Source organism: Bacteroides faecichinchillae JCM 17102, from assembly GCF_000614145.1.
GTDB classification, from domain to species: domain Bacteria; phylum Bacteroidota; class Bacteroidia; order Bacteroidales; family Bacteroidaceae; genus Bacteroides; species Bacteroides faecichinchillae.
This window is the reverse complement of the sequence record NZ_BAKK01000081.1, coordinates 1-9,325: the sequence shown is the minus strand read 5'-3', so window position 1 is coordinate 9,325 and position 9,325 is coordinate 1. Positions and strand designations below refer to the sequence as shown.

3 protein-coding genes and 3 pseudogenes are annotated in these 9,325 nt (G+C 36.0%); all 6 read right to left on the bottom strand.

Annotated elements, in window-relative coordinates; all coding sequences use genetic code 11:
• Nucleotides 1-684: 684 nt before the first annotated feature.
• A pseudogene (locus JCM17102_RS32590) lies at nucleotides 685-786 on the bottom strand (DUF4372 domain-containing protein); the annotation flags it as partial.
• Between the two features lie 129 nt (nucleotides 787-915).
• Nucleotides 916-1,941, bottom strand: a complete 1,026-nt coding sequence (locus JCM17102_RS20305) for a DUF4973 domain-containing protein (protein WP_025076482.1) — start codon at nucleotides 1,939-1,941, stop codon at nucleotides 916-918.
• A gap of 20 nt (nucleotides 1,942-1,961) precedes the next feature.
• A pseudogene (locus JCM17102_RS28655) lies at nucleotides 1,962-4,015 on the bottom strand (RagB/SusD family nutrient uptake outer membrane protein).
• Nucleotides 4,016-4,029: 14 nt separating this feature from the next.
• Nucleotides 4,030-7,142, bottom strand: a pseudogene (locus JCM17102_RS28650) (SusC/RagA family TonB-linked outer membrane protein).
• A gap of 30 nt (nucleotides 7,143-7,172) precedes the next feature.
• The gene (locus JCM17102_RS25190) at nucleotides 7,173-8,681 is read right to left on the bottom strand and encodes an IPT/TIG domain-containing protein (RefSeq protein WP_033887194.1); all 1,509 of its coding nucleotides are present in this window, start codon (nucleotides 8,679-8,681) and stop codon (nucleotides 7,173-7,175) included.
• A 57-nt stretch (nucleotides 8,682-8,738) separates the two neighbouring features.
• A partial coding sequence (locus tag JCM17102_RS20285) for a DUF1793 domain-containing protein (RefSeq protein WP_148302083.1) occupies nucleotides 8,739-9,325 on the bottom strand: 587 nt, incomplete at its 5' end.

Below are 9,325 nucleotides of genomic sequence, written 5' to 3'. Positions count from 1 at the left end.
GCACAATACACTTGTAATCAATTGTTTTTCAATTAGATAAATTATATCTATGTTATTCTCGTGTTCTAATAGATGGATTATCTTGATAAATCAAGGAGATATTTTGTTGAATAAAAGAAACCAACTTTTACTACTTAACTTAACTGTTTATCAGAGGTAAAGTGTGTACTAAAACTATATGAGTAGGTTGATTGGTCCATTACAGACTAAGTACAATAATGGGAACAACAAGGATAAAAGTTTATTTAATATTAACCAATAAATAGAGAGAATGAAATTTATACATAGATGAAAAAAATAATAGACTAGAATAAAGCTATATGTTGATATTTCTAAACATGTTCAATTGGTAAGATTAACGGGTGATATTTGTATGAGTGAATTAAGTCACATTTTCGTTTTTATTTTACTGAAAAATAAGATATCATCGTATGAACAAAGAATCAAACAATAAGAGAGAGTTTATAACTTCAAGGAAGTTTATTCTTTCACCGGATGAAGAGTAATTATAAAATCTTAACCGATCATTAGAGATGTGATCAATTGAAACTTTTGGGAAATAATAGACAAGATGATAATGGAGTTTTTCAATAAATTCTCGTCAACATTCTGTCGGAAGACAAAAGGAGAAACGCTTAGTTATCGGTTATAAACTCAGGTGTAGGTTGTTAGGTTTACAATTAGTTAATTGTAACATGTGACATGCTTCATATATTTGTTTTCATCATACTTCGCCACGATGCAATCAAATTTATTTCTATCAAGGTATGCTACTAACTGTGAGAAAACGTATTTATTTTGATGCCTCTGCTATCTTATTAGTGGATATCTAATGAGACGGATAACCAAAAAAGGGAAGGAAACTTCTAGGTATAAAGTTACCCTTCCCCATTCTATTCTATTTACTTGATATTATCACCATTCAATTGCTTGATCTTCATCCGGTATCTGAGTATTGATATGACGTTCAAGTGTTAATGAACCTCTTACTGTATATGTAATACCAGTTCCTGGCACCGAAGTATAGTCTGTATATTCATAATCAATATTATTAATGATTACATAACGACGCTTCAAATATGGACGAGTTGCGTCCATATCCTCAATTATACGATAAGAAGCTTCTTTGTTATTCACAAAGTGTATCTCGTCATTCTCTGCATAAAAATTAACAATACCTCCAGTCTCACCACCAGAGAACTCTGCAAAAATCTTGTAGTTAGCACGATCTGTACGGTCTTCATTAATTATACCAGCATAAAAGAATATCGTATTTTCGTCTACAACATATCCAGTAATATCATTTGCCATAATAGAGCCATTTCCTTCATCACCCTTAATGTAATTCAGTAATGCTACTCCAGAATAAACTCCAGAATAATTATTGAATGGTAATATTCTCAAAATAGCTTTACTATAATTTTTACGTGGATGTGATTGATAGCCATAAGAAGAGTCATCAACAATCTTTAATGGAAGCACCCACTTCTTTGACATATCAATTCCTCTAAAATCAAAATCAATATTTAACAAACTAACATCTTCTCCGGCTTTAATCTCTATGTTTTCTGGGAAAGATGCGTATTCTGGATGTTCATCTTCCAAATCATGATACCATAAATCATAACGCTCTTGAAAACGAGCGATATTTAATGTTTCCAGTGTATCAGGATCATGTGCAACGTGAACTGTTATATTCTGTTGATTAGTATTCGATCCACTAACGATTACCGGCAATTCATAGTTCGATTTTCCTTCCGTATAGCTACCATCGGCATTCTTACGACTATATGGGACATAAACCTCTGTTACTCCTTTACTGTCTAATGGGGAACGAAAAGAAACGTATTGTTCATATTGTTCATCTTTCCATTCATCATTACATGAAGTTCCTAGTACAATCAGAGCTACTAGGGTTACTAAAGTATATATTTTGTTCATATATTCATTTATATTACAAGTTAATCATACATAGTCCATCCAGGATTCTGTGTCAGGCGTTTATTATGTTTCAGCTCATCATGTCTGATTGGCCAGAAATACATCTTCGGAGAAAATGTAGAAGGCAGATTATAAATAGCAATTGGTACATGAAACTCATTTCGATGTGTTTCATCCATTACCACGTTACAGCCATATATTTGTAATGCTTCTTCAACTGGTGCATCTTTCCAACGACGGAGATCATAGTAACGTTTGCCTTCGCCCATTAATTCAATCATACGTTCACGTTTCAATGCTTTACGTAATTCGTCTTTATTTGCATATTGAGTTTCTGTATAATCAGGAAGACCGGCACGAATACGTACAGGATGAATACCCTTCTGCATTTCTTCTTTATTACGACTAATTGTATAAGTCATCGATTCATCCAAGAAGGAATATTATAGGTGCCATCTAATTCATTTAAAGCTTCTGCATAAAGTAATAAAATATCAGCATAACGAATTGCCGGTTCTGGTTTTTTCCTGATATTACCTGGAGAATCCTCAGGATTAACAAATTTCATAATGCCAATACCTGTACGCAAATGGAAAGGCGAGTTCATAAAACCATTCCCTAAACCACGATAGTAGAAAGTCTGCCGATTACGATCATTTGGTTCTGTACGACTCATATAATTCCAAACAGCCCCATTATATGCTACCGAAGCATAGAAACGAGGTTCACGATTTGCATATTGCAAAGAAACATTTTCGCTTAGTGGCTTATAAAGTCCTTTCTCAACATCTTCTTTTGTAGTAAAACCTGTCAAACGCTGAGAACCGTCACCGCGTCCGATTTCCTTGTCCTTTCCTGGGCAATCAGAACCATTGTTCATATAATAAGCATCACACATCTTCTGTGTTAAACCATGTGTATTCCATCCACCAAAATCTCGCGGCATCTGATGTAATACCAATGCTTCAATTGCATAATCCCCATCAGTTGTATTATTAATACGAGAAAATATTAACTCAGGATTATCTACAGCAGATACATCACCACTAAACAAGTTACGATAAGACTTGAAAGGGTCAATATCTTTCCATCCATTTGGCCAGATTTTAGTAGAGAAGTTATTATCAGAAGGTGGAACAATGGTCGGACGATCTTGAGGTCCATTATCAGAACTTGAGAATGAAGCATGATAAAGTTCATACACTCCCAATTCCATCACATCCTTACAAGCTGCAGCTGCTTTTGCCCATTTTTCTTCATTGTATTCAGGAGATAGGAGACGACGTCCCTGATCATCCACTAATGCTTGCGCAAACTCATCATTGTTACCATTAGCCAAAGGACTTGCTGCAAAAATCAAAGCATAAGCACGAGTAGCTAAAGCTGCTCCCTTAGTTGGACGAGCAATATTCTCGTTATCCATACGTTTTAAATATTGTAACTCTTTGGCTGCTTGTACCATTTCAGCACTAATGAAGTCAGCAACCTCTTCGTAAGAACTACGAGGAGTGGCAATTTGGTCATAACTTTGAGTATAGTCCACTCCTTCATCCGGCATCAAAGGTATTGGACCATATTTACGAAGTAACAACCAGTAAAAATAAGCACGAACAAAGCGGGCTTGTCCTTTATAATCCAATCTTTCCTCCGGAGTCATGGTTGGGTTCATATCAATGTTATGGATGAAGACAGAAGCTTGGTAGATTCCTTTATAACAACGAGGCCAAACCTCATTAAACTCATTCTCATTATACTCTCCCAATTTGAATTTATTATAAGAAAGCTGACTGCCTTCTTTAGGATCATATGCAATATCACGGTCCCCATAGTACATGTCGTCGGCAAAGCAATGACTACTTGTACCTGCATCTTTACTTACTACATCAGCACATTGATTCTTCAAAAAAGAATATGCATAAGCAAGCCACTGCTCTGTACGATCTCTATCTGTAAAAACCGCTTCAATAGTAGTACGGTCTTTGAAATACTTGTCTGACTCCAAATAGTCATTGCAGGATGAAAACACACCTGCACTAAAGATGGCCAGCAGTAATATAAATAGTTTCTTTATCATAATTTCGTATTATTTTATAAATTAACTGTTAAACCCATTGTAATTGATTTAGTCAACGGATATTCTTCACCACGTGGCTGAGTTGATTCTGGATCCCACAATTTGAAACTTGACCAAGTAATTAAATTAGATCCTGCAACGAATATACGAATGTTATTAAAATGAAGTTTATTGGTTATATTTTTCGGAAGAGTATAACCTATATCTACATTTTTCAAGCGTACATAGCGTCCGTTACGTAACCAAAAAGTAGACCCCTGCTCATTGTTCCCATTTACACCATATGTTAAGCGTGGATAAGGAGCATTCGGATTTTCATTCGCCTGGATACCAAGTTTTTCTGCAGTTTCTGAATCTACCCAACGATCTTCAAGCATACCTTTCATGATATTGCCCCAGTCATTTTCTCTAAATGCAAATACACACTTGCCATAAATAGGGAAAGTTGATTTACCAGCACCTTGGAAATGAACATTAAAATCAAACCCATTCCATGCAACAGAAGCACCAATACCATAAACCAAATTAGGTCGTCTTGTCGCACCGATAGCAACTCGGTCACCATCATTAATAACACCATCACCATTGACATCTTTATATTTGATATCACCAGGTTGTACTACTCCCCACTCAGTTTGTTTCGGACTGTTACGGATATCATCATAATCTTTAAACAATCCTAATGCAATAAGACCCTTTTCTTGATCCACACGATAACCACGTTCATATTGATAAGGATAAACCTTATTTTCCTCATCCCTATCTAATACTTCATTTTTACTATAGGTCATATTACCACGAATTGTCATATCGACATTTCCAATTTTCTCTTTTAATGAAAAGTGTCCATCAAAACCTCTGGAACGAACTGCACCTACATTAGCTCTAGGTTGACTTTCCAATCCTGTAATGAGCGGCAGAAATTGACGTGTCATATAAATACCAGTACGTTTTTCATAGAAATAATCTATCGTAGCAGAGAATTTATCATTGAATAATGATAAATCTATTCCAAGGTCATCTTTGGTGGCAACTTCCCATGTAATATATGGAGAAGCTACCTGCGAATAATGTATACCTTTATAATAATTAGAATATGCTGCTGTTCCCCAGTTATAACCCGCAAGATCTCTATTATTATCCCCATCTCTATACCAATCCTGAATGGTATACAAATATGGGAATCTATCATTCATATTGTCATTACCAACTTTACCATGTGAGTAACGAACTTTGAACATATTCATCCACTTTAGATTATTCTTGATAATAGGTTCTTCAGCGATATTCCACGCTGCAGAAAAAGCAGGAAAGAATCCGTATTGATGTCCTGTTGCAAAGTTCTCAGAACCTGTATAACCGAAATTAAAATCAAAGAAATAACGGTAATTCCAATTGTATGTAACGCGTCCGGCTAACCCCTGATTTCGTCGTGCTACACCATTTTTAATATCAGTACCGATATTTACTGTCTGCTTTTTAGAATCTTGTGTATATCTTACAGTAGCACCTAGATGATGATCTTTAAAACCACGATCCCAACTTAATAATAAATCTAAAAACTCGCGACGATCTCCTCCCGAACCACTATCTTGAAACATATCACTTGGACCGGATACATGATCCCAAACAATTTCTCCATTCTGAGGATTACGGCTCAATGCTTTCCATTGGTCTGGCCAACGATGACGATTAATCCAGTTGCTATTATTAGTATCATATCCAAAACGTCCGACAAAACGTAATCCTTTGGTTATAAAATCAAAGTTCTGTTCTAATGTAACATTGGTTTGAATATTATTATCCCAATTTTCATTATAACCAGTTTGTGTAGCAGATACCCATGGATTGGTTTTATTTCCTGTACCTAAAGCTGGAATACGTCCATTGGAGTAAAGTACTGGAGTACTAAGAGCATTATATCCAAAAAGTTCTCCCCATACATCATTATCACCCAATCCAGGCTATTACGTTTAGCTAAAGAACCTGATACTCCTACTTTTAAAAGAGTCGTTTTGGTTATATCAATATCAACATTCATACGATAATTCCAACGCTTATAGTTAGCATTCGTATCATAATCTTTTTTCAAAGTATCATCGGTTTTGTACATACCTTCATCTTCCACATAACTAGCGGAAACAAAGTAACGAGCTGTAGAACCACCACCGCTTAAATTCAAGTTGGCACGATAACTCCAAGCACCATCTTTCAACAATACATCCATCCAATCTACATTCGGATATAAATCAGGATCTAAGCCTAAACGTATAATTTCCAGTTCTTCCGGTCTAAAGACAAAACCTTTATTACGAGTAACACAAGCTTCATTCATTAAATTAGCATATGTATTTCCATCTACAAACTCTGGAGTAATAGTACGTGTATTATACGAAGTTTCTACCTTAGCATTAATATTTACCTTACCAGCTTTACCATGTTTTGTAGTAATCAATACTACGCCATTAGCACCTTTAGAACCATAAATAGCAGTAGCAGAAGCATCCTTTAATACGGTAAATGATTCAATATCTTCAATATTAATCTCATCCAAATTATTACGTTCAAATCCATCAACCAAAATATATGCACTGTTACTCGCTCCAAAAGTAGAGATACCACGAATCCAGAATTCAGAAGTGTTTTTACCAGGTTGCCCTGAATTCTGCATTGCGATGATTCCCGGTACATTACCAGCTAATGCATTAGATAAATTAGAAGTCGGGAACCGTTTCAAATCTTCCACTTTCACATTGGTTACTGCACCGGTTACGGTCAGTTTTTTCTGTGCTCCCATACCTGTAACCACCACTTCATCTAATGCACTTGCAGCGGCCTCCTTCATCTCTACATTAATAGTATATTTATCCTTTACTAAAACTTCAACAGTTTCATAACCAATATAAGTAAAAGCTAATTTATGATAAGGCTCCATCTTAAGATGATAATGTCCATCTAAGTCAGTGATAGCACCTAGACCTGCAACGTCTTTCACAGAAACATTGACACCGATCATAGGTACTCCTTTCGTGTCGGTAACTGTACCACTCACAGTTACAGTTTGCTGTGCTAACATAGTTAATGGTATGCATAGTAACACAACAAACATGATTAAATACTTTTTCATATAAATACGTGTTTATTCGTTAGATTTTGATTAATTAAAATTACCTGATTCCAGATCTACCGATGTTCCCGTTTCTCCTTCCATTGATATTGTACGTATCTTACGACCTACAACATCCAAAATATAGAATACATTGTCCCTCTCATCATAAGCTATACCACTTGGATCACGGAAACGAGCAACTTCACGTAAATCACCATCCTCGGTCCCCCAAACATTATTATCAACAACAGAAGTAGTATTTCCACGTCCAGCATAAGTACTTACTATACCTTCTGGAGATAGCTTACGAATACAGTGGTTTTTATTATCGCAAAAATAGAAATCATACACATCTTCTCTACCTTCATCTACATACTCTTGATTCTTAACAAACACTCCCTGATATGGCCGATTTAATCTAGCACTTACTCCGGCAGCATCTTCCCATGCTGCAGAACGTGCCTGTCCAGCAACAACGTAAGCAGGAGCAAAACGTTTCTTTTCCCAATTGTAGTCTGTACGCAAAATGTAATGTTGATTAATTACCACAATATAGGCATAATTACCACTAGGATGTATGTTAATTTGGAATTCCCAGCCAGTGTCCTGAATTGTAAATAATTCATCATAATTTCCACCATCTCTGTCAGGATTCCAATTACCACCATTATTAATTGTTTCAAAGTATTTAGATACATCCATACGGAATACCTGTCCACGCTCATAACTATTAAAGTATAGTTCGTTATTATTTATCGGATGAAGAGCAGCACCATTACATTGTTTATAAGAAGCAATTAACTGAATACTACTATTATTCGTAAATGAACCATCTTCATTGCGCTTCACGAAATATACACTTGGACTAATTCCAGTACCCCAACCGTCAAAATCGACTGCTACAACCATATATTGTCCATCATTTGTGAAGTCAAGCGAACGTAAACGTCTATCACCAAATGATGAACGATTTAACGGAGTAGAAAGCATTCGATTCTTCAAATCCAACAATTGAATATCAGCACCGTCATATACAACGTACAGATGATCAGGATACAACGGATCAAACTTCAAACATCCATCATTACGAAACCCGCAACAGATGTCAAATGAACCATCTTTCCAGCCCTGATTATCATATTCATTACGATAGCCGCATAATGTACCTACTACCATCTTTTTCTCATATTCAAAGATACTTTCCGATATACCAGTCACTTGGTTCTCTTCTTCTCCGACTATCACTTTAATGTCACCGTCATAAGCTTGTGATGGGACTAAACAATAAATACTATTGTTATTAACATTAATAATAGTAGCTTTTTTCCCGCCGATCATAACATTGACCAACGACTTATCTACTCCAAAATTTTCTCCGTAGATAACCAGACGTTGCCCAGTTCCACCTTTCTTGGGTGTAAAATCAGAGATCAACACGGGTTTCGAAGGATCAAAAGCTACCACATTTGCATTGTCATCATCATCTTTACAGCTGCAAATGCAAATCGTGAATAATGCCAGTAGTGCCCACTGCCATTCCTTCAATACTTTTTTCATTTTACATTTCATGTTTTTCATTTTAGTTAATAATAAGTGTATTGTAAATTAAATATCTCAACGAACTTTGTTCATTAGTACCTGCATCCAGTATCCTCCTATTACCGAACGGGCTTTGAAACCTACCCATTCACCACTGTCCGTATGATGCCAATCACTGATAGGTACACGAGTTTTTGTTTCATTAATGTATTTATAAAGAGGATCTATAAACTTCTTGAATGTATTCTGGTCGGGTGCCATTGCTGCCGTCCACATAATCCAGTCCGATTTAGTGTACTCTTTGCGCGAATCCAGAGGTAAGCCATAGGGATTCTGCTTGGTCTGATAATACTTGATTTCTTTTTCGATCACGTTATTGGGAAAGAGATTCAGGTTCCACATCTTGTCCCAAACTATATTATATTTTTGACTCCAAGTATCTTTACGGTCAAAAGCCAGGCGATAATGATCACCTTCATTTGCCATTTCTTCCCATTTCACCGCCATATTCTTTGCAATGGTAACATATTTATTTGCAACATCATCCAAGCCAAGTAGACGCGCCATCTCACTATATCCGGCAACACCCATGATGGCTTTTATTGACAAGTTCGCATTATGCGCCCAATGACCTGCAAAGTCATCTGTACAAAGCTGATTAT

Excerpts from the sequence above, each read along its gene's own strand:
- JCM17102_RS20305 (WP_025076482.1), bottom strand. The coding sequence starts at position 1,941 with ATGAACAAAATATATACTTTAGTAACCCTAGTAGCTCTGATTGTACTA.
- JCM17102_RS25190 (WP_033887194.1), bottom strand. The coding sequence starts at position 8,681 with ATGAAAAAAGTATTGAAGGAATGGCAGTGGGCACTACTGGCATTATTC.